This window comes from Agromyces sp. NPDC057679 (assembly GCF_042799635.1).
Classification (GTDB): domain Bacteria; phylum Actinomycetota; class Actinomycetes; order Actinomycetales; family Microbacteriaceae; genus Agromyces.
Window position 1 is genome coordinate 740366 of the sequence record NZ_JBHVIK010000002.1, and the last position, 18221, is coordinate 758586.

Annotated in this window: 16 protein-coding genes; 10 read left to right on the top strand and 6 right to left on the bottom strand. The window is 67.4% G+C overall.

The window, feature by feature from the left end:
* The first annotated feature begins 39 nt into the window (after positions 1–39).
* Positions 40–5433 (top strand): hypothetical protein, encoded by a 5394-nt coding sequence (locus ACFVAJ_RS10340; RefSeq protein ID WP_376943777.1) that lies wholly within the window; start codon positions 40–42, stop codon positions 5431–5433.
* 102 nt (positions 5434–5535) lie between these two features.
* On the opposite strand, the gene ACFVAJ_RS10345 is transcribed toward ACFVAJ_RS10340, so the two are convergent.
* Positions 5536–6069, bottom strand: coding sequence for a hypothetical protein (locus ACFVAJ_RS10345; protein WP_376943779.1), 534 nt, complete (start codon positions 6067–6069; stop codon positions 5536–5538).
* A 173-nt stretch (positions 6070–6242) separates the two neighbouring features.
* Between ACFVAJ_RS10345 and ACFVAJ_RS10350 the strand changes: the two genes are divergently transcribed.
* On the top strand, positions 6243–7502 hold the full coding sequence (locus ACFVAJ_RS10350) for a sensor histidine kinase (protein WP_376943781.1): 1260 nt from the start codon (positions 6243–6245) through the stop codon (positions 7500–7502).
* 53 nt (positions 7503–7555) lie between these two features.
* Entirely contained in the window at positions 7556–8146 is a 591-nt protein-coding gene (locus tag ACFVAJ_RS10355) for a DNA-binding response regulator (RefSeq protein ID WP_376943783.1), read from the top strand.
* Between the two features lie 22 nt (positions 8147–8168).
* Here ACFVAJ_RS10355 and ACFVAJ_RS10360 read toward each other — a convergent pair whose 3' ends face one another.
* Positions 8169–8930, bottom strand: a complete 762-nt coding sequence (locus ACFVAJ_RS10360) for a DUF4328 domain-containing protein (protein WP_376943785.1) — start codon at positions 8928–8930, stop codon at positions 8169–8171.
* 265 nt (positions 8931–9195) lie between these two features.
* On the opposite strand from ACFVAJ_RS10360, the gene ACFVAJ_RS10365 reads away from it, so the two are divergent.
* Positions 9196–9681, top strand: a complete 486-nt coding sequence (locus ACFVAJ_RS10365; protein ID WP_376943787.1) for a peptidoglycan-binding protein — start codon at positions 9196–9198, stop codon at positions 9679–9681.
* 288 nt (positions 9682–9969) lie between these two features.
* On the opposite strand, the gene ACFVAJ_RS10370 is transcribed toward ACFVAJ_RS10365, so the two are convergent.
* The gene (locus ACFVAJ_RS10370) at positions 9970–10767 is read right to left on the bottom strand and encodes a hypothetical protein (RefSeq protein WP_376943789.1); all 798 of its coding nucleotides are present in this window, start codon (positions 10765–10767) and stop codon (positions 9970–9972) included.
* Between the two features lie 83 nt (positions 10768–10850).
* A complete protein-coding gene (locus ACFVAJ_RS10375) occupies positions 10851–11120 on the bottom strand; it encodes a DUF1876 domain-containing protein (protein ID WP_376943790.1) in 270 nt (89 codons plus the stop codon).
* 254 nt (positions 11121–11374) lie between these two features.
* On the opposite strand from ACFVAJ_RS10375, the gene ACFVAJ_RS10380 reads away from it, so the two are divergent.
* The 3 genes from ACFVAJ_RS10380 to ACFVAJ_RS10390 all read left to right on the top strand — a co-directional run bounded on the left by ACFVAJ_RS10380 (position 11375) and on the right by ACFVAJ_RS10390 (position 12976).
* Positions 11375–11560 carry a hypothetical protein gene (locus ACFVAJ_RS10380; RefSeq protein WP_376943792.1) on the top strand — a complete coding sequence of 62 codons (186 nt, stop codon included), beginning with the start codon at positions 11375–11377 and terminating at the stop codon, positions 11558–11560.
* Between the two features lie 151 nt (positions 11561–11711).
* The gene (locus ACFVAJ_RS10385; RefSeq protein ID WP_376943794.1) at positions 11712–12485 is read left to right on the top strand and encodes a hypothetical protein; all 774 of its coding nucleotides are present in this window, start codon (positions 11712–11714) and stop codon (positions 12483–12485) included.
* Positions 12482–12976 carry a DUF5684 domain-containing protein gene (locus ACFVAJ_RS10390; RefSeq protein ID WP_376943795.1) on the top strand — a complete coding sequence of 165 codons (495 nt, stop codon included), beginning with the start codon at positions 12482–12484 and terminating at the stop codon, positions 12974–12976. Before ACFVAJ_RS10385 ends, ACFVAJ_RS10390 begins: the two co-directional genes overlap by 4 nt.
* Positions 12977–12997: 21 nt before the next feature.
* Here ACFVAJ_RS10390 and ACFVAJ_RS10395 read toward each other — a convergent pair whose 3' ends face one another.
* Positions 12998–13414, bottom strand: a complete 417-nt coding sequence (locus ACFVAJ_RS10395; protein WP_376943796.1) for a nitroreductase/quinone reductase family protein — start codon at positions 13412–13414, stop codon at positions 12998–13000.
* 127 nt (positions 13415–13541) lie between these two features.
* On the opposite strand from ACFVAJ_RS10395, the gene ACFVAJ_RS10400 reads away from it, so the two are divergent.
* On the top strand, positions 13542–13949 hold the full coding sequence (locus tag ACFVAJ_RS10400) for a hypothetical protein (protein ID WP_376943797.1): 408 nt from the start codon (positions 13542–13544) through the stop codon (positions 13947–13949).
* Positions 13950–14274: 325 nt separating this feature from the next.
* On the opposite strand, the gene glsA is transcribed toward ACFVAJ_RS10400, so the two are convergent.
* Positions 14275–15495, bottom strand: coding sequence for a glutaminase A (gene glsA / locus ACFVAJ_RS10405; protein WP_376943798.1), 1221 nt, complete (start codon positions 15493–15495; stop codon positions 14275–14277).
* A 179-nt stretch (positions 15496–15674) separates the two neighbouring features.
* On the opposite strand from glsA, the gene ACFVAJ_RS10410 reads away from it, so the two are divergent.
* Together ACFVAJ_RS10410 and ACFVAJ_RS10415 are read left to right on the top strand one after the other, a co-directional pair.
* Entirely contained in the window at positions 15675–17369 is a 1695-nt protein-coding gene (locus tag ACFVAJ_RS10410; protein ID WP_376943799.1) for a S8 family peptidase, read from the top strand.
* Between the two features lie 52 nt (positions 17370–17421).
* Positions 17422–18072 carry an NADPH-dependent F420 reductase gene (locus ACFVAJ_RS10415; protein ID WP_376943801.1) on the top strand — a complete coding sequence of 217 codons (651 nt, stop codon included), beginning with the start codon at positions 17422–17424 and terminating at the stop codon, positions 18070–18072.
* The last annotated feature ends 149 nt before the right edge of the window (positions 18073–18221 follow it).

Below are 18221 nucleotides of genomic sequence, written 5' to 3' on the forward strand. Positions count from 1 at the left end.
GGTCGAGCGCTAGGGCGGTGTCTGGCCGAGGTAGGAAGCTTGTCCGCCGCGTATCTCCCGGAGGGAGTTTCTCTCGAAGTCGCGGAGGCCGTCGTTGGGGAAGCAAATCGCGTCCGACCGAACGACATTCCTTTCTCGATTCTCGTAAGCGACGCCAACGTCGACCTGACGAACCCACTCGTCCCACGTCTGCAGCCACGCGATTTGATTCGCTACAGGCAGGACGACCGTCTGGCAGTTGTTCATGGGCGAGTTCCCGAGATCGCGTCCTTCGTCGGTGCATTCAGGGAGTCCCTGAATCAGTCTTTTCCGGATTCTTCAACGGCCGAAGTATCGCTTGAGTCGCTCGCACAAGCAGTCGTGGTCGTGATGCTGGACGACTTTGACATCGCTCACGATGGGCGAGCGGCTGCGAAGTACCTCTACGAAGCGCTGACCGCACTGAAGTGCGCGTATCAGGAGGCACCGCAAGGGGCACGAAGCTGGAACGCAGGGTGGTTCCTGCACGCGAGTCGATCACTCGCTGCTCTCGAGGAGCTACTCGCGAATGCGGTAACGACTAGTGCGGCCATGAGCGTAGACGACTTCTTCGCGGAGTTCAGCTTTGCGGCGTTCGGCCTTCCCCGGCCAGATGCCGGGTATGCCTATCGGGTTGATCGCCGTCGATTGGGACGGCGATTTGCCGATGCGTTCACGAACTGGTGGTCCGGTTCGGCGGCGATCGCCCAGTCGTTGCGGTTGATCAGTCACAGCTCAGATGCGCCGCATCCGCTCGAATCGACCGAATGGGATCCTTTTGACAGCCATCTCGTTGTTGAGGACTCCCACATCGCGGCCTGGAACTTGACTGCGTGCGGCGCTCCTGTCGGGATCCGAGCAATGGCATCACTAACCGAGGCGGAGTTTTTCAACCCCCTCCGCCAAACTGAAGTTGTTGAGCCGATCGTGATGCGCGGACTTGAGTCCAACGTCGGTCTTGGAGTCGGTGAAGGACCTGATATCGGGCCGTTCGCTCTCAGAACAACGATCGAAGCCGATCGAATCAGGACCGAACAGGTGAGAATACCCGTTGCCGTTCTCGGACCGCTCGCTATAGATGCCATCGCCAACTCTCACGTCAAGCCGACGGCGACAGCAGGACTGCGGTGGGTGGGCAGACTGGAGGGTAGTGAAGATGGGCGGCTCGAGGCCGTCGGCCACTTCGAACGCAGCCTTGCGGGTGCAGCTTCGACTGCTCCCGTATCGATCAGTATCGAAGTGAGCAGCGACGACGCCCTTTTCGGGCGCGTTGTACCGCCTGCGGCGCCGGCAACGGCACTCTTGATTCCGAGCGGATCTCAGGGTCTCGTGTGTATGAAGCTGAGCGCACGCGGGAGCATAATGGGGCGGCCGTCCATAGTCGCAAGAGATGTCGCCGATGAACCTGCGTCGGGCGAGATCGCGGGTCAGTATTTTGACGGCACGTCGCTCCATCGGATCCTGATCTGGAGCGGTGACGGTGAGAAGGTTGCGCACGAGTCTCACGCGATTCCTCTGCTACATGGGCGTGCAGGCCTGCATATGGTCGACGTTTACCCTCAGCCTGTCGACGTGTTCAGAGTTGGCAACGACGAGATCAAGATGCGATCTCCAGAACCGACGCGCTCGTTTGTCTCCCCGCTCGTCGCGGCGGCACACAAGCAGCAACCGTCCGAAGGTCCGCTCGCCGTGGAGTCTATTGACTCATTCCGAGGCCGGTATGAGGCGGCCTCGTTGAGCGGGGTGCGGTCGACGGAATGGCTACGACTCGGCGGACATGTTATTCAATCCTCGTCAGGCGACACTCTTGTTGAAGAGGCGATTGCGACAGACTACGGAGTCTTGATGCCTGCGGCGGCGGTCGCGAGTTGGCGAGAAGCCGTGGACGCTCGAGTCTCCGAGGCGCTCCTGAAATCTGATGAGGCTGAGAGGTTTCGGTCCGCCTTCCGCGTGGTCGAGACGCTCGCGGAAGATTCCGCAGGATCGGGGGCTTGGCCTTCACGAACATCCCGGGCCTCGCTCTGGACTGGCCGACGAGAGGCGCTGGAAGAGTACCTCGCTTCGTACGTCGCTCTGATCGAAAAGGCCGCCTCGAGCGGGAACGATCCGTTTGGTATCTTCTGGGCGACCTATCCGTTCTCGGTGAGTGTATGGGACTTGCAAACTGGCGAGTGCGGTGCTGTATATCTCAGCCCGCTCCATCCCATTCGACTTGCCTGGCTGTCGGGCGCCGAGCATACGTTGCGCGAGGCACGGCGCGCGATTGATTTGATGGGGGCAATTGAGGGATGGAACTTCCCCGCGGTCGGCCCGAGCGAGACTCGTTCTGGAAGAATGGTGGCGATCCCATCGGACAACGGAGCTGAGCAGCTGTTCCTGGGCTGGTCGGTCCTCGTCCGGGCATCGACCGATCGATTCCAGCCGCTGCAGTCGCCCTCACGAGTTGGCGCGCTCGCCGCCCCCGGTACCACCGCGAGTGGGTTGAATGCCTCGACCGTGTCGACCGCTCTGCGCAACTATCGACGAATGAACCCGCATGTGGCCGGGATTACGGTCGACCTTGCTGCGTCGCGTGAGACCGCTCGTCTGCGCGAAGTCGACGATGCTGTCGTCTCTGCGCTGCGTGAATGGGGCAACGAGGACAATCATCTGATCGGTGGCGCCAGAATCCTTGACGCTACGAATCGGGTTGGCCCAGCGCCACTCGAGGGAATGACGCGGCTGATTCGTGAGACGCCCAATTTGCCGCTCGTCTGGTCCCGATACGAACATGTCGATGGCGCGCAGCGGGCTAGTAATATCCGAATACTTCAAGACTCTGGTGCCAGAGTTTGCGTCTACCCGTCCGACGGGGCCGATCTGGGCGTCGTTGGTGATGTGCCGCTCCGCCGATTCGAGGCCGTCGATCCATCTTTTGATGAGCCCCGAACCGTCAGCCGAATGCCTGGCCTCCGATCACTGGGGTGGAGACCGTTCACTGAGGCGGTTCGGCAGGTCGAATCACGGACAGGCTTTCCACGAATCGCGGCGCGTCTAAACAGCACGATGCTTACAGATGCAAACTCTGACTGGACCGTGTCGGGGGAGGCCATGCTGAGCCCGAGCGCAATGGCAGCGATCCTCGCCGATTCTGGTGATGCGAGGAGAATGCTCTGGGAGTGGCGTCCACCAGTCTTCGACAAGTCCAGCGGAAATGCACTGCTCGAACGTCGACCTTATGTAACGGTCGCTCGAGTTCCCCAGAGCTTCCGATACCAGCTGCGGGAGCTGCTCACGCGTGCTCAGGGGTTCGATGCGTCGGAGTCTGACCTTGACGAGCTTCTTAGCCGATTGGGTGCTCGGGGCGTAGGTCTCTCTTCGCTTCTATCGATGGGTGGGACCCATGCCTCAGGCGCGCTCGGGTTCTCTCTTGGTTTCGCACTCATGGACAGCGGCGACGAGGACGGGCACGATCGCTTTGTCCTGTCGATTGATGCTTGCTATTCGTTCCTCAAATCCCTCGCCGGTGATGTGCGGCAGGCAGGTGCGCTGCAACGGGCCGATCTCCTGATCATTGATATGACAGACGATGCCATCACTTTGGTGCCAATTGAGATCAAGTTCTACGGTTTGGGGTCCGACAGCCCTCCCTCGCTGCTGCCTGACATGACCAGCGGCGTACTTGACGAGCCATTCAGCCAACTCTCCTCAACGATGACACTGTTGAGAACGATGGAACAAAACGCCGCCGAGCTGCGAGGGTCTCCCAGCAGTGCGGATTCGCGCATGTGGCTCAACGCGCTGGCATCCTTGATCGACGCAGGCGCCCGCCTACGGTCTCCGTCATCATCGCGGCCAGATGGGTATGTTGCCCGCCTCCAACGGCTTCTGGACGGCGAAGTCCGACTACGTACGGGCCGCCCGCTGCTCGCCTTCTTTAGCCACGATGCACACGCGGTCGACGGATCGCCCTTCCGAACTTCAGCCGCGGTTCGCCCCTCTGAAGATGAGCCTTCGGGATATGGGGTACTGGCCTCCAACTCGGCGACTGCCTTCGCCGCATCCTCGGATGCGGAGAGCTCCCTGGCCCGTGAATGGCGCAATTTGGTGACGTGGGCATTGGCCGAAGCCGATGATGAGGAGCAGCGGTCGCCCGGCTCATCCGTCGGATCGGGTACCGCGAACGAGCACAGTAAACCTCCAGAGTCGATACCCGCGAAGGCAGGCCAGCCGGATCGCTCAAGGGCGGAATCGAATGCCCCATCGACGTCGGCGACGGCTCCTACAGAGATCGGTGTGTCTGGTGCCGTCGCCGGCAACGGAATTTGCTTCGACGTCGGGGCCGTGCGCGGGTCCATAGGGCAAGGGGTTGCGAACTTCTGGCCAAGTAACACCGATCTCAATCAGATGAACATCGGAGTCGTCGGGGACCTCGGTGTTGGCAAGACCCAGCTGCTTAAGGCGCTGGTGTTCAACTTGCGCAATGCGGCGAAAATTACGCAGCGAGCACCCCTTTCCTTCCTGATTTTTGATTACAAGCGGGACTTCCAGGACGAGGAGTTTGTCGAGGCTGTTGGAGCTTCAGTCCTTCGGCCGAACCGGATTCCGCTCAACGTGTTTGCGCTCCGCAACGGGTATTCGAAGCTTGCGGCAAACCAACGAGCAAATATGTTCTGTGACGTTCTGGACAAGATCTACGGCGGTGTCGGACCGGTGCAGCGCAACAATCTTGTTGAAGTGATTTCTCGGCTCTACGAGGACGCCTCGGGGACCCCGCCTACGCTCGCCGCTGTACTCGACGCGTACAAGGCTACGATTCCGCGCGCGGATGCAGTCGTGAGCGTCTTGAACACATTCGTGCTTGGGGAAATTTTCAGTGACGATCCTGCCGAGCTCGTCCCCTTCGAACAATTGATTCACGATCGCGTTCTGGTGATCGCACTTAATGACCTGGGGGCTGATCAAAACGGTAAGAATGCTCTCGTCGCATTGTTCCTCAACGTCTACTTTGATTACATGCAATCGGCCACAAAATGGCCATTCGAGGGAACCGCGCCGAAACTCAGGACTCTGAACTCGTTCCTACTTGTCGATGAAGCTGTCAATATCATGCGGTACAACTTCCCAGTACTGATGGACATAATGCTTCAAGGTCGAGAGTTTGGCGTGGGGACCATTTTGGCGTCTCAGTACTTGGGCCATTTTCGCAACTCCCAGCACAACTACGGCGAGCCGCTGCTGACCTGGTTTATCCACAAGGTCCCCAATGTGAGCGATCGTGAACTTGCGCAGCTTGGCATCAACGGCATGCCTGCTGGCACTGGTGAACGAATCGCTCAGCTGGGAGTACACGAGGCGCTGTACCGCTCGCTCGGTTTCCCGGGTTCGTTCATCCGAGGAACCCCCTTCTACGAAGCGATCGCTATGGGATCCTGATTGCAAACGCCCGCGGCACCGTTTCGTTGCGCACGAGTGCAGCAACGTCGCGGGGGCCAGTGAAGAATCGACAATTCTCAATGCGCCGATGGTAATGAGGCGTCACCTCGCCAGCGCCACCCCCAACGACGCCGCGACGCCTGCCACCACGCCCCAGATCACGATCGACACGATCTGCCACGCGATCACGGCGTTGCGGTTCGCCCCGAATGACACCATCGCCGCCGAGGTGAACTGGCTGGGCAGGATGAACGGGCCGAGCAGGCTCACGCCGGCGACGCCGTACTTGTCGAAGGCGCGGCGCACCTTCTCGTTGCGGGACGACGACGAAGCATCCACAGCGCCAATCGCAGCATACGACACAGAACCAGCGGAACCGCCAGCACCAGCCGCAGCGGCCCTTCCCGCCACCACCTTCGACCGCACCCCACTCGCCGCGAACACGAACCCGAGCATCGAGATCACGTTGCCGATCACGGCGACGCCGATCGCGACCGCCGGCGGCAGCCCGATCAGTACGCCGACGACCGAACCGAAGTACGAGTCGACGAACGGGATGGCCGAGATAAGCATCACCCCGAGCCACTGCATGACGCCGGGGAGTGAGCTGGCGAAGTCCTGGAGTGCGTCGATCATGACGTGTCCTTTCAGAGGTGAAGCGAGAAGCCGGAGCCGCAATAGGAGCGGCGAGCTGATGCTTCAAGCCTCTGAGAACCGCGCGATCCGCGGCAGTGCCGTCGCGTCACGCGTTGACGTGCGAAAGCGCACGCGCCCGGCGTGACAAATGTCACTGGCATAGGCTCGGCCCCATGCCTGCCGAACCAGCCGCCCGTAGTGTGCACACCACGTGGCTGTACACGCTCGCGTCGATCGTGTTCTTCTTCGGGTTCTTCGATCTCATCGTGATGTTGGCGATCGGGGAGACGGTCATGGGGGCGGGTGGTCTCGATACGGTCGCTGGCGCTCCCTACTCGACCGACCTGATGCTCGCACTCGCGATGTTGGGGCTCACGCTCGTCGCCACGGCGACGCAGCTGCGGTACTGCTGGTTCCTCCGCGTCGGTCGCGGTGGCGGACTGCCCCACCCCGGCTGGACGGCGGCGCTCATCGCCCCCGCCGCACTCGTCTGGCTGCTCGGCCTCGCGGCCCCGGGCGAGGCGCTCACCGCGGCCGTGCCGCTGTGGGCCGCGGCATCCCTCGTCGCCGCCCTGCTGCCGACGACGCCGCGGCGACTCGTGCTGCTCGCCGCCCTCATCCTGACGGTGGCGCACGTCGCGATCTTCACCGCGCTGCACGGCGCACCCGCCGGGCCGCAGAGCTCGAACACCTTCATGATCGGCCTCTTCGCGGTGATGCTGCCGATCATGCTGCTCACGAGCCTCTGGTGGTGGGAGGTCGTCGTGCAGCTCGACCGCAACCGGCGCACGGCCGCCGAGCTCGCCGTCACGCAGGAGCGGCTGCGCTTCGCCTCCGACCTGCACGACATCCAGGGGCACCACCTGCAGGTCATCTCGCTGAAGTCCGAGCTCGCCGAGCGCCTGCTCGAGCGCGACCCGGCCGCCGCGCGCGAGCTCGTGCACGAGACCCGCATGATCGCGAAGGAGGCTCTCGAGGAGACCCGCTCGCTCGTCGCCGGGTACCGCAAGGTCGCCTTCGACGACGAGCTCGAGAACGCCCGCGAGGTGCTCACGGCCTCGGGCGCCGCGTGCGAGCTGCGGCTCGGCCCACTTCCGGCGGATGCCGCCGCGCAGAGCGCGCTCGCCTCGGTCGTGCGCGAGGCGACGACGAACATCCTGCGCCACAGCGAGGCTGCGACCGTCACCATCGCGCTTGCGACGACGGATGGCCGCTGCGAGCTGCGCATCGCGAACGACGGCATCACGACCACGGATGCCTCGGCGCCGGCCACCTCCCGCGCCGCTGCCTCGCGCACGCCCGGCTCGGGACTCGCGGGCCTGCGCGATCGGCTCGCGGCCGTCGGCGGCACGCTCGAGCACGACGAGGATGCCTCGGCCGGCACCTTCGAGCTCCGAGCCACCGTGCCCGTGCGAGCGGGGGTCGCAGCGTGAGCGGCTCAGCGCCCGGCGCGGTCGAGAATGATGCGGCACGTGGCATCCGCCTCATGATCGCCGATGACGAGCACCTGATTCGCGGGGCGCTCGTCGCGCTGCTGAACCTCGAGCCCGACATCGAGGTCGTCGCGAGCGCCGACAACGGCGTCGCCGCCGTCGAGCAGGCGATCGCGGCGCGGCCCGACGTGTGCCTCCTCGACCTCGAGATGCCCGAGGCCGACGGGCTCGAGGCGGCCGCGCGCATCTTCGCCCAGGTGTCAACGCGGGTCGTGATCGTCACCCGGCATGCCCGCCCGGGCGTGCTGCGGCGGGCGCTCGCGACGAAGGTGTCGGGCTTCGTGCCGAAGTCGACGCCGGCTGAGGAGCTCGCGCACGTCATCCGCGACGTCGCCGGCGGCCGCCGCTACATCGACCCCGAGATCGCCGCGGCTGCCCTCACCGCCGAACGCTGCCCGCTCACCGACCGCGAGCTCGACGCGCTGCGCTTCAGCCGCGGGGTGATGAGCGTGCAGCAGATCGCCGAGCGTCTGCATCTCGCGCAGGGCACCGTGCGCAACTACCTCTCGTCGGCGATGACGAAGCTCGACGCCACCTCGCGCCACGAGGCGGCCGAGAAGGCGTGGCAGCAGGGGTGGATCTGAGGGCTGCGCGTCGGCGTGGCCGTCAGTCCGCGGCCGACGCCGGCGCGGGGATCGACGACCGCTGCACGATGCCCTGAGTGATCCCGCGGACGACGAGCCACGCCATCGGTGCGGATGCCAGCAGGAGCACCTCGCCGACGATGCTCAGCCACATCGCGACCCGGAACGATTCGAGGTCCTCGGCGGCCAGGACGACACGGGTCGAGATCTGGATGACGAAGCCGCTGACGACCCAGAGCAACCACCACACGATCAGCCACGAGGGTCGAGTGCGTCCGACCGCTCGCCAGAGGTCGGAGATGTTCTGGTACGGGAACCAGAAGCTGATGATGGGAATGAACCACGATCCGGCGTGCCATCCCGGTGAGCGGCGCGTCTGCCCGGTGACCTGCTTGGCGACTCGGAACTGCCAGATGACCCAGATCACGCCGGTGGCGACGAGGATGATCGACGACAGGATGCCGACTACGAACGTGCTCTGGTCGTACTGATCGAGCCGGTCGACGGTCGCGTCGGAGCCGCTGAGGTAGTCCTGGACGGCGGAGAGCCCGAACGTCTCGACGCCGATGGTGGCGATGCAGGTGGCGATGCAGACGAGCAGCAGCGCCTGGGTGGCCGTCGCGAGCCTGGCGATGGCGTTGATCGCTGCCGGTGAAGGTTCGGGCTGGTACTGCGCTTGCGTCGGCGGCTGCGTCCAGCCGGCGCCATCCCACCACCACGTCTGCGACGATCCGTCCGGCGCCGGGTACCAGCCGGGAGCAGGGGACGTGGGGGCGTTGGTCATGCGGGCTCCTCGGATGGTCGTCTTCGACACGGTGCGATCCGGACGGTTCTCTCCGCAGGATCGCGTGCAACTCTAGCGATCGCGCGAGGCGCTGAGAAGACGTGGCGTCAGGGAGATCTGAGCGCGTGTCCGTCGGCCGCGCGGGTGGGGAGTCCTGCCCATTCCCGGGGCTTCCCGCCGCTGGATACGCTGACCGCGCTCGGCAGCTGCGCTGAGCGACCGGCTCGCCGCGGCGTGCCGACCGAACACCGAAAGGGAGCGTGCGTTGAAGACACTCAAGAGCCGACTTGCCGGGGGAGCGCTCGCGCTCGCGATCGCCGTGGGCTGCGCCGTCGCGCCGGCCACCGCGGCCAGCGCCAACACCGGGTCGACCGGCAAGGGCTGCACCGCCTACCAGTACTCCTCGGGCGGCTACGCGACCTGCGTCGGGTACATCCAGCGCATGCTGAACGGCATCGCCTACTCGCGCGGCTCGGTCTACGGCGGCTACCAGCTCGCCGTCGACAACAGCTTCGGCGGCAACACCAACACGAACGTGCGCCGCTTCCAGAGCTACGTCGGCCTGACCTCCGACGGCGTCGTCGGCCGCAACACCTGGTACCAGCTCTGCCGCTACGCGGGCACCCGCTCGTTCGCCCTGTCCAACGCGCACGCGCTGCAGAAGTCGGCGTGGAACGCCGCCTACGAGGCCGGATGCTACGTCGACGTGCCCGTGGGCCCGGCCGGCATCAAGGTGATCTCCAAGTACTAGTCGTCCGCGACGCTCGTCGCCTCCGCCGGCCAGACCCGAAGGCCGGCGCCGGGCGACGACCGCGCGAGGCCCCGGCTGCAGGCGCACGTCCCTGCGGCCGGGGCCTCGTGCGTCTTCGGGCCCGTGGAATCAGCCACGCGATCGATCGGCCGAACCCGGTTGCGTCACCGGTGGCCGGCATCGGTCTGGAGAGGCCGACCACATGACCACATGACCACACGCGCTGCGAAGGGACGTCCCGGCCTGAGCGTCCTGCGGAGTTGACGACGCCGACGGAGACAGTTCGCCTCACGCCGCGGTCGCCTCCGCGATCCACTCGGCCGCGATGCGGTCGTAGGTCTTCGCGCCCTCGGTGCGCTCGGCCGTCGGGTCCTCGGGCCACGCCGCGAGCGGGTGGGCGACGCCGTCGACGAACCGCACCTCGCCGACGCGGAGGCGCTCGAGCTCGCGCACCGCCGCGATGAAGTGCAGTTCGTCGTCGGAGCCCTCGACGATGAGCAGCCGGTCGTGCGAGAGCTCGGGAGCGCGGGCGACGAAGTCCATGCGTGCGGCGACCGCCTCCGCCGCCGGGCTCCACGCGTACGGCGACGGCAGGAACTCCGCCATCGCGTCGATCATCGGCCGCAGCTGCAGCATCGGGTTGAGCAGCACGCACGCGACGATGCGGTGCGAGGCGGCGTGGGTCGCGAACACCTCAGCCGCCACGGATGCCCCGGCCGAGCCGCCGAGCACGGCCAGCGCCGAGGCATCCGATGCGCCGAGCGTGCCGCGCAACTCGTCGAGCGCTGCGGGGAACTCGTCGAGCGCCTGCTCGTGCATCGGGCCGAAGAACTCGGTGACCATGTCGATGCCGCTCGTCAGCAGCGCCTCGAAGTCGGGATGGGGCGCGCGCTCACCGCTGAGCGGCAGGCCGAGGTAGATCACGTGCGCGTCGAGTCCGTCGAGCGGCAGCGCCGCGGCCATGCCGGCGGGTGTCGTCGGCGGGTCGAGCAGGTGCCAGCCGACGACGATCGGGGCCTCGGGGCGGGTCGCGGCGCGGGCGCTGTAGGGCACGCCGGCGGAGGTGGTGCCGTGGATCCAGGTCATGGGCGCGAGGCTAGCGCGTGCGGGGGAGCGCGGCCAGTGGTTGCAGCCGAGAGCAGCAGCGCCGTCGCGCGCGGCCGCTGTCCCTAGCGGTGCACGTGCGACGGCTGCCCGGTGATGCCCGAGATGTCCTTCTCCGTCGTGTGCCGCAGCCGCTCCGAGAGATCGTGCAGCGCGCGGGCGACCGCGAGCTCGTCGCCGATCGCGGGCACGTTCGGATCGAGTGGATTTCGGTCGGCCTTGCCGACGCCGGTCACCTCCCGACCGGCGGGCGTGCGCACCGTGGCCTCAGCCCTCGTGGTGTTCTCTTCTTCGTCGATGTCGACGGTGACGCTCCACTGCTTCGTCGCATCCATGGAACTCACCACCTTCCGGTCCGGTTCCACCTCTCAGGGTACCGACCTGCCGCCCGCGCGGCGAGGGAATCCTTCACCCATCCTGCGAGGTCTGAGGCACCTCACTCCCGACCTGAGGTACCTCAGACCGGGTCGCTCTGCCACGCCCCGAGAAGATAGGGCAGCCGCCCGATACGGGCCCGGTACCTCAGCGACGAGTCTGATCTCAGGCGGCCGGAACGTCGGCCGCGAAGCATCCGAAAGGGATCGGAACCATGGACCTCGCAGCCGGCTTCATCGCCACCACCCTCAACCGCAACGACGCCGAGTTCGCCGCCGCGGCGAACGAGCGCCGCCGCACCGAGCACGAGCGCCGCGCCGTCGAGCGCGCCGACCGCTCGGCGCGCGTCGGCCGCGCGCACCGCCTCGCCGACCGCCTGCACCTGCACGCGGCGCACTGACCGAGGCATCCGGTTCACGATCACGAACCGGATGCCTCGGCCCACCGGGTCACGACGGGCGAGTGCCGCAGCGGGGAGCGTGGCGGCCCACCGGATCGGCACTACGATCGATCCGCAGCGCGACGACGCGCACCCACCCGACGGAGACCCTGTGACCCTCGACCCGAATCACGCGCCGCAGCCTGCCCTGCAGCAGCCGGCGCCACCGGCGCCCGCCCCGCAGCATCCCGCTCGCCCGAAGGGGCTCGCAGCGGCGCTCACCGCGGCGATCCTCGTCTCGGCGCTTCCGCTCCTCGGGCTGCCGGTGTTCTTCGTCTGGATCTTCGCGGTGACGTTCGACCAGATGATGGTCTACTCCGCCGAGGCGGCGGAGCCCGAGCATTCGACGAGCACCCTCAGCGCCGACATCCCGATCGATCTGCCCTGGGACGTGCGACTCGGAGGCGACGCGTACACCTGGCTGATCGACTCGTTCTCGTACGACGACGCCTGGGTGCCGGGAGACGGGGCGGGCGAGCGCGACGGCAACTTCACGAATGCCACGTACGAGAACGTCGAGAACGGATGCTCCGTCTGGTTCTCGAACGCCCCGTTGGAATCGATCGAGGGCGTCACCGACGGCGATCGGGCCGCGAGCATCGCCTTCCTCGAGTTCACGCTCGGCGTCGCCACCGCAGACGACGACGTGATCGACGTCGCCATCTCGACGGTCGACGCCGAGGAGGGAACCGAGTGGGGATTCACCGACGCGGTCGCGGTCGATGTCAGCGACGGCGGGCGGCAGCGGATCGCCGTCGCCCGCGCCTTCCCGGCCATCGGCGAGGGTGTCATCTACACGGTCGACTGTGCTGACCGAGCGAGCCTCGAAGCCTCGCTGGAGAACGTCGAGTTGCTGCTCACCCTCACGCTCACCTCGGTGATATGACGAACGGACTGAACGACATGCTCCGACTCGCCGCGGAGGCTCCGACGGTGGACCTCTTCGCCCTGTGGCTGCCGTACCTCGCCTTGTGGGGCTTCCTCCTGCTCTGCAGCCTGCTCGTCTACGTGCTCAACGGCATCTTCGTCTCGAAGATCTTCGTGAAGACCGGTGCCGAAGGCTGGCCCGCGTGGTTGCCGATCTACAACTCGTGGCGCTTGCTCGAGATCGGCGGCCAAGCGGGCTGGCTCGCGCTGCTCGCGCTCGTGCCGGGGGCCGGCATCGTCACGGTCGTGTTCCTCGTCATCGCCGTCAACAACATCAACCGGGGCTTCGGCAAGACCGGCGGGTGGACGGTGCTGTACATCTTCCTTCCGCTGGTCTGGGGCGCATACCTGGCCTACGGCCGTACCGAGCCGTGGCGTGCGCCGGCACCGGCCGACAGCTGGGCACCGCCCTCGCCGCCGTACCCGCCGCAGCCGACGCAGTCGATCTGAGCGGCGGGCCCCGGCGGTCGGTCAGGATGCCTCGCCCTCCGGGCCGTGCGGCGCCTCGCGCAGCAGACGAAACTCGCGCCGCCGCAGCAGTTTCAGCACCCACGATGCGGGCGGGCCGAAGGCGCGCAGGCCCGCGGCCGTCTCGATCGGCTCGACGCCGGCGACCGTGAACTCGCGGCCTCGCCAGACGACCGTCGCCTGGTTCGCCACGACGTTGCGGTACCAGTTCACCTCGGGCCCGTAGGTGAGTTCGGCGACGAACCCCTCGGGCACCCGCGCGAGGATGAGCGGCGTCTCGAAGGTGCGCCCGCTCTTACGCCCCGTGTGCCGAATGAGTGCGAACGGCCCGAGGCCACGCCGGGCCATCCCGAGCGTGAGCGGGTTGAGGGTGTGCTTGATCAGCGTCAGCCAGCCGCGCTTGAACCACCCCATCACCATGCTCCGATTCTCGCGAGATCGACGGGTCGTGTGAAGCCCGGGCCGCCTTCGTCGATGATCGGATGTCGGAGGGCCGGTCTAGCGTCGTGATCTTCGGCTCAGTCCGGAGTCACTTCAGGAGACGACCATGGGGTTCGACTCTTCCCGCACCGTTTCGACGGCGCCGACCACTCGCACGACCACTTCCGCGATCGAGCTCGCCGTCACTTCTGCGCGGCTCGCGACCGCGGCCCGCGAACGCCTCGAACACTCGAGGTTCTTCGCCGACGTCAACGAGCTCGAGCTGCGCCTCGCGATCATCGACGATCGCTTCGAGCGGCTCGCCGCCCGCCCCGACGAGCCTTACCAGGCCTGGCGCCGCGACCTCGTCGGACGCATCCGCTCGCTCGCCCAGAAGGCGGGCGATCTCGAGGCCGCGCTCGTGCTCGAATCGCACCATCGCGACCGGGTCGCCGCGCTGCTCCTCACCCTGCGCCACCGTCTCGGGGTGCTCGACGCCCGGCACGCTGCGCTGCTCGATCGTCGCCGGCGCTGAGCTGCTCGATCGTCGCAGCCGTTGAACTGAGATCGAGCGAGCCGCGGGACGAGGTGTTCCTCTCGGTCGACCGACCACATGGCCACACGACCACAGGTGTGGCGACCACTTGGCTACATGGCCACAGGTCGGTCGTCCACTTGGCTACATGGCCACAGGTGTGGCGATCACATGGCCACACGACCACAGGTGTGGCGAGCACAAGGCCGCATGGCCACACCTGGGTCCGCCACATGGCCACATCGCCACAGGGTCCGCGAAGGAGAACCTCCCCTCGGAGACCGGCAATGCGACCGATAGGAGGGTCGGCGCGGCCGGGCCCCCGTCAGTCGCCCAGCACCCCCTCCGGGTCCCGCACCGCGACCCGTGCACGGCCGTCGGGCGCCTGCCCGACGAGCTCGGGTGCGGCGACGAACACCCGCTTCGCGCCGTCGCCGACCCGCGTCACGCCCGAGAAGTCGAGCACGAGGCATCCGTGGTCGCCGACCAGGGGCGCGAGGCGCGTGAGCACCTCCTCGGCCTCCGAGAACAGGATCTCGCCGCGCAGCACCGCGATCGTGTCGCCGGAATCCTCGCGCGTGAGCGACGCGATCGGCGAGAGCGGGGGACCGTGGTGCTGCAACATGTGCAGGCCGTGCCGCTGCGACAGCAGCTCGAGGGTCGCGACGCCGCGCACGCTGTTGCCCCGACGGTCGAGGCGCGGACTGAAGGTGCCGATACCGAACTGGCCGGGCTGCACCGCGGCGATGCCGCCGCCGACACCGCTCTTCGCGGGCAGGCCGACCCGCACCATCCAGTCGCCCGACTCGTCGTACATGCCGCAGCTCGTCATGACCGCGGTGGTCCAGCGCGCGGCATCCTCGCTGATGACGCGTTCGTCGGTGACGGGGTTCACGCCGCCGGTCGCGAGCGTCACCGCCATGATCGCGAGGTCGCGCGCGTTCACGACGAGCGAGCACTGGCGGAAGTACGCCGTCGTCGCGACCTCGGCGGTCGACCCGAGGGTGCCCGCCGAGCGGGCCAGGTAGGCGAGCGCGCGGTTGCGATCCCCGGTGGACGCCTCCGAGCCGAACACCTCCTCGTCGACGACGAGATCGTGGCCGACGAACCGCTCGAGCCCGTCGCGCACGACGGCGAACTTCTCGTCGGCCGTGTCGCCCTTCATGAGCGAGCTCATCACGATGGCGCCCGCGTTGATCATGGGGTTGCGAGGGCGACCGGATGCCTCGTCGAGGCTGATGGCGTTGAACGGCTCGCCGCTCGGCTCGAGGTCGACGTGCCGGCGCACCACGTCGAGCCCGAGCGCGTCGACCGCGAGCGCGAAGACGAACGGCTTCGACACCGACTGGATCGTGAACTCCGCCTCGACGTCGCCCGCCTCGTGCACGACCCCGTGCGTGCTCGCGAGCGCGACGCCGAGCTGCTCGGGGTCGACCTTCGCGAGCTCGGGGATGTACGACGCGACCGCACCGTCGGTGCGATCTCGAACGGCCCCGAGCACCGACTCGAGTGCGTGACGGACCGGATCCCCCAGAGCGGCAGCCATGCGGTCAGCCTACGACTCCTGGCGCTCGCTCGCCGGTTTCGGCTCGGTGCCCGCCCTGATGCGACGGTGCGCCGTTCGGCGCAGCATCGTGGTGATCCCGTCCACGATGGCCGGCCGCCGTGTGCGGCACTCGTCGCAGTCGCCCGACCGACCTCCCGGCACCGAGAGCGAGCACGATCATGGGCCTCATCGACGGCGAGGAGCCGAAGGCGGCACGAACGCCGCGCGTCGAACAACGCGTCATCGTCAAGGTGCGCGACGACGCGCGTCGCGACTTCACCGAGCGACGACGAACGGATGCCGCGCCGCCGCGCCGCGGTAAAGGCAAGGCGGCTCCCGAACCCGAGCCGGGCGACGTCGAGCTGCTGGACGCGGCCGCCTACCTCGCCGACGTGCTCGCCGAGCAACAGGATGCGCTCGCCCGTGAGGCGCGCCTCGAACCGCTCGCCGGCGAGCTCTCGCTGGGCCGCGCCCGCCGCGAGCGTTTCGCCGGCTACGCCGCGATCGTCGTGCCCGACCAGGTCTCGGCCCGACGGCTCGCGAAAGAGCTCGCGGCGCGCGACGACATCGCGAGCGCCTACGTCGAAGGCGGGCCCACCCCGCCGCCCGTCGACGCGAGCGACGACCCGCGCAGCGACGACCAGGGCTACCTCGACGCCGCCCCCGCCGGCATCGACGCGCGCTGGGCCTGGGGCGAGGCCGACGGCAGCGGCATCGGCTTCGTCGACCTCGAACAGGGCTGGACCCGCAACCACGAAGACCTCGTCGCGGCGAACATCACGATCATCTCGGGTGTGAGTCAGGCTTACCACGGGCACGGCACCGCCGTGCTCGGCGAGGTCGTCGGCGTCGACAACGCGATCGGCGTCGTCGGCATCGCGCCGGGGGCATCCGCCCGGGTGGTGTCGCAGTACCGCACCTCGACCTCGTACCGCACCGCCGAGGCGATCATCTCGGCGACCGACGCCATGTCGCCGGGCGACGTGCTGCTGCTCGAGGCGCAGACCACCGTCGGCGACTCGGGCTACCTGCCGGTCGAGGTCGAGGACGCCGTGTTCGACGCGATCCGCGACGCCACCGACGCCGGCATCATCGTCGTCGAGGCGGCCGGCAACGGGAGCAACGACCTCGATGACTTCACCGACGCCGACGGCAAGCACGTGCTGCAGCGCGGGCACGCCGACTTCCGCGACTCGGGCGCAATCATGGTCGGGGCCGCGTCGTCGGCCGCACCGCACACCCGGCTCGGGTTCTCGAACTTCGGCAGCCGCATCGACTGCTACGGCTGGGGGCAGGGCATCACGACCACCGGCGACGGTTGGACGGGCACCTCGACCACCCAGTACACGAGTTCGTTCGGCGGCACCTCGGGTGCGAGCCCGATCGTGACGGGCGCCGCACTGCTGCTGAACAGCTGGCACCGCGCCCGCGAGGGCTGGCCGCTCGGGCCGTCGGCGGTGCGGTCGTGGCTGTCATCGTCGATCAACACCCCGAGCGCGACCCCGACGACCGACCGCATCGGCGTCATGCCGAACCTGCGCGCCATCATCGAGGCCATCATCGAGGACGACAAGTTCCGGGTGAACTTCGACAAGTACGTGCTGTGGGCCTACATCCTCTTCGGCGTGCTGAACGACGCGCCCGGAGTGATCTGGGTTCCCGGCAAGGGACCGGTGCCGATCGACCCCGAATGGAGACGCCTCGGCACCGCCCAACGGCGCGAACTAGTGAAGCGCCTCGCGCGACAGGTGCGCGCCCTCGATCGCTCCGGGCTCAGGCTCACCGCGAAAGAGGCCGACCGCATCGCCGAGGTCGCGATCGACGGCACCCTCGAGGCGTTCGCGAAGGAGATCTCGGCGGGCGGGATCGGGTGAGACAGGGCAGTGGCGCCGGGAACAACACCCGCCCGCCCACGTTGCACTCCTCATGACCACTCTCGGAATCATCGGTGCAGGACACATCGGCAGCCAGGTCGCGCGCGCGGCCGTCAAGAGCGGATACGAGGTGGTGATCGCCAACTCGCGCGGCCCCGAGACCCTCGAAGGTCTCATCGCCGAGCTCGGCCCCTCGGCCCGCGCGGCGACCGCTGCTGAAGCCGCCACCGCCGCCGACATCGCCGTCGTGACCGTGCCGTTCAAGGCGTACGCCTCGGTTCCGGTCGAGCCGCTCGCCGGCAAGATCGTGATCGACACCGACAACTACTACTGGGAGCGCGACGGCCACGTGCCCGCCCTCGACGAGGGCCGCGACACCGTCACCGGCATGCTGCAGAAGCACCTGCCGACGAGCCACGTCGCCAAGGGCTTCAACCACATCGTGGCCGCCGACATCACGACCGACGGCCGCGCGGCGGGCGATCCGGCCCGCCGTGCGCTCGCGACGGCGAGTGACCACGAGGATGCCGCGGCCTTCGTCACCGCGCTCTACGACGAGTTCGGCTTCGACACCGTGAACGTCGGCCCGCTCGACGACAGCTGGCGCGTCGAGCGCGACCAGCCCGCCTACTCGGCCGGCGCGCAGACCCGCGACGAGCTCGTCGCGAACCTCGCGAAGGCGGAGCGCTCCGCGGCGGCGTAGTCCGGCTTCACATCGGCCCGGAACCGGTGGGTTCCGGGCCGCTGTCGTCTGCTGCGGCATCCCGAAAGACGGTAAAGATCGGATCTCAGTAACCCACCATTCCGTCGAATGCTGTCGGAATAAAGGCTGCTAGGCGAAGCAGACGTCGC

Bases quoted from the DNA above. Each gene is read 5' to 3' on its own strand.
- ACFVAJ_RS10345 (WP_376943779.1), bottom strand. From the start codon at position 6,069: ATGATCGACGCACTCCAGGACTTCGCCAGCTCACTCCCCGGCGTCATG.
- ACFVAJ_RS10350 (WP_376943781.1), top strand. From the start codon at position 6,243: ATGCCTGCCGAACCAGCCGCCCGTAGTGTGCACACCACGTGGCTGTAC.
- ACFVAJ_RS10355 (WP_376943783.1), top strand. From the start codon at position 7,556: ATGATCGCCGATGACGAGCACCTGATTCGCGGGGCGCTCGTCGCGCTG.
- ACFVAJ_RS10360 (WP_376943785.1), bottom strand. From the start codon at position 8,930: ATGACCAACGCCCCCACGTCCCCTGCTCCCGGCTGGTACCCGGCGCCG.
- ACFVAJ_RS10370 (WP_376943789.1), bottom strand. From the start codon at position 10,767: ATGACCTGGATCCACGGCACCACCTCCGCCGGCGTGCCCTACAGCGCC.
- ACFVAJ_RS10375 (WP_376943790.1), bottom strand. From the start codon at position 11,120: ATGGATGCGACGAAGCAGTGGAGCGTCACCGTCGACATCGACGAAGAA.
- ACFVAJ_RS10380 (WP_376943792.1), top strand. From the start codon at position 11,375: ATGGACCTCGCAGCCGGCTTCATCGCCACCACCCTCAACCGCAACGAC.
- ACFVAJ_RS10390 (WP_376943795.1), top strand. From the start codon at position 12,482: ATGACGAACGGACTGAACGACATGCTCCGACTCGCCGCGGAGGCTCCG.
- ACFVAJ_RS10395 (WP_376943796.1), bottom strand. From the start codon at position 13,414: ATGGTGATGGGGTGGTTCAAGCGCGGCTGGCTGACGCTGATCAAGCAC.
- ACFVAJ_RS10400 (WP_376943797.1), top strand. From the start codon at position 13,542: ATGGGGTTCGACTCTTCCCGCACCGTTTCGACGGCGCCGACCACTCGC.
- glsA (WP_376943798.1), bottom strand. From the start codon at position 15,495: ATGGCTGCCGCTCTGGGGGATCCGGTCCGTCACGCACTCGAGTCGGTG.
- ACFVAJ_RS10410 (WP_376943799.1), top strand. From the start codon at position 15,675: ATGGGCCTCATCGACGGCGAGGAGCCGAAGGCGGCACGAACGCCGCGC.
- ACFVAJ_RS10415 (WP_376943801.1), top strand. From the start codon at position 17,422: ATGACCACTCTCGGAATCATCGGTGCAGGACACATCGGCAGCCAGGTC.